Origin of the sequence: Microcystis sp. M31BS1 (assembly GCF_020245285.1) — a bacterium.
Classification (GTDB): domain Bacteria; phylum Cyanobacteriota; class Cyanobacteriia; order Cyanobacteriales; family Microcystaceae; genus Microcystis; species Microcystis panniformis.
Map to the genome: position 1 here is coordinate 1 of NZ_JADBVE010000161.1, position 2547 is coordinate 2547.

General features: G+C 48.9%; 1 protein-coding gene and 1 pseudogene. Both read right to left on the reverse strand.

Annotation, left to right across the window (positions count from 1 at the left end; all coding sequences use genetic code 11):
* Positions 1-140: 140 nt before the first annotated feature.
* Positions 141-509 (reverse strand): annotated as a pseudogene (locus IM509_RS09275) (RpnC/YadD family protein); the annotation flags it as partial.
* A 356-nt stretch (positions 510-865) separates the two neighbouring features.
* Complete coding sequence (locus IM509_RS09280) at positions 866-2356, reverse strand: HMA2 domain-containing protein (RefSeq protein ID WP_072923669.1); 1491 nt, start codon at positions 2354-2356, stop codon at positions 866-868.
* Positions 2357-2547: the final 191 nt, after the last annotated feature.

Here is a 2547-nt window from a genome sequence, read left to right on the forward strand (position 1 = left end):
TTGACCCTTTTCCCTGTTTTGCTTCTCGCAAAGCTCGTCAGGATTATTATGGCAAAATTACCTTTTCTTTTATTCAGGAGTTTGAGGCTTTCACATAACAGTACTTGTCTTTGTATTGAAAAATGTGTCCGTCAGTCAGGACTAATCGCTTCTCTTTTTGGCTTTGAATAAGAGAAAATTACAATCGGATAAATCGGTAAGACAAATTTCTCATGAAAGCGAGCAAAATAAGTAAACATTCGCCGATTAAACCACTGGCGGGAACTTTCCTGCGCCTCGACATGAATCAGAAAAAAAGATTCTTTTCCTCGAAACTTAACTTGTGCGACTAAATCGCTTTCATACCTTTCTCCTTCCGTGACATCGGTAAATACTTCTTTGTCTAAAAAAGTAATCGAGTCTCTATCTAAATAATCCATCAATTGAGGAAAAAATAACTCGATAAATTCGACAAAAAAGGTGGAGATTAACTCTTTAAATAAGCGGCCATGGTCAATATTATTAGTCATGTAATATCATCTTAACTAATCTGAGCGATGAATGACTACTCTTATCTATTGTATTCTGAAAAGTCGGTTTTGGCAACGGATTGTTATGATTTCACCCCCTTAACCCACAGCGATTGCCAAATTTGCCCAAAAACCATCAGATTGAGCTAAATCGAACAAACTATCGTAAACAGCAGGAAAAATCGGCAACAGGGTAGAAATCATGACATTAACTGCAAAAGTTTATTTCTAACAGTTTTAGCCCAACAATCCCCAATTTTTCAAGGGTGCTATCACAAAAATTAACATTTATTACAAGAAAACGGGTTTCTCAAAGAAACCCATTTTCTAAATAGTTTCTCAAAGAAACCCGTTTTCTAAGGGGTTAGTTTCGGGGAGCGCAGGCTGTTCAATTCTGCGAGGATGGCTGAACTGCCGTTGATTGCGGCGGCTGCCACCGGGTTGAGTCCCGAAAATGCCCCGACTGCCACCACTAACAGGTTGGGCAGAGTAGCGATCGCCAAACTCCCGTAGGCAGTGGCAAGGGTATGCCGCGCCAGAGCAAAGGTGTAGCCGAGGGGCTGGAGATCCTGGCTGTGCAAGATGACATCTGCGGCCGCTTCAAAATCCCCTCTCCCTAGAGAAATGACCACCTGATCCTCCTGGGCAGCCAAGCAATCAGTACCACTGTCGGTTATCCAAGCCACCCGCTTACCTTGGCGGTGCAACTGTTCTTGGAGGCCCTCAACAGCAGCCGCATCGGTGGCGAAGTGGATGCACTGATAAGGGATGCCCCAACTCACCGGCAGCTCCGGGGTAATCAAGTCCTGGAAACTTTCGCGAGTAAAGACCAGAGTATCCACCTGAGCCAGCTTTTCCAGTACCCTGGCATTGCGGATGTAAACGCCTTGTCGCGCTGCCGCCGTCAGGGTCGAAACCACTGCCAAGGGAGTAACGCCCCGCAGGGAAACCCCGATGTCGAGGGGTAACAGCGCACTCGCACGCCCCAAGTCTCCCGTCAGGATTGCCCAAGTGCCACTCAGGAACAAAGTGGGTAGGATCGCTCCTTGGGCGACGGGTTTGAGGTTCTGGAGTAGTTCGGTTTTTTCGACGGAATCTAGCCACCCTTCTCGAGCTGCCTCGGGAACGGGAGCGAACCGCTGCCGGTCAGAGAGCCAGTGGATTTCTGCATCTTCTTGCTCGAACAGCAGGTATAGCTCGTCTTCTAGCTGTTGGAGCTTGCTCTGGCGCAGGCTCTCTCCCACTGCTGCCAGATTGAGGGCGAGTGCGCCGGCGATGTTGTTACCTTGCAGCAGTTGGTAGCTCAACCAGAGGGCATCGAGGCAGTCTATTGTCACTTGTCCCTGCTGGGTGAGGGCTTGGCCAACCCTCTGCCAGAGAGGAATTGAAGCCGCAAGGACAATTCCCCCCACAATCGAGAAGGGCAGTTCTAGGGGAGCAGCAGCGATCGCCACAGCCAAGGTTAAGGCCGGCATCCCTAAAGTTGGCCAAGTCCCCTGATTCCTAGCCCCGACTTTCTCGCTTGGATTTGGCTCTCTTTCCCGGCCGGCCGCTGGGATGGCCGCTTGCAAGTAATCTAGGATGGCCGTTGCTGACAGCATTTCCGCCTGGTAGGAGACAATCAGGGAGCAGGCTGCGGCATTGATGCGGCTCTCGCTGATGGCAGTGGTTCTAAGCAGCGATCGCTGTAAGCGTCTGGCAAATTCGTCATCCCAATTGAGGCGAGGAATGCGAATTCGCAGCCGTCCCGGAATTTGATGTGCGACTTGCCAATCTACCCACTCAGGGGGTGCTGGGGAATTTTCTGCCGCTTGAACTGGTGCGGGAGTCAGAGTTGTTGTCGTCATGGTGAGGTGATTTCGAGAGGGGCTACCGACTGGCAGCGGGACGAACAAGACATTAGACCTCTTGCATAATTTTTTTATGGTATAATGGAGGGTTTTGCTTTTTTCTCAATTCTTAGATTGAAGTGGAAAAAAGAATAAAATGTGATCTTAGGTCAGGAAATCATCTATAATTTTGCTATGTTTATTAGCAA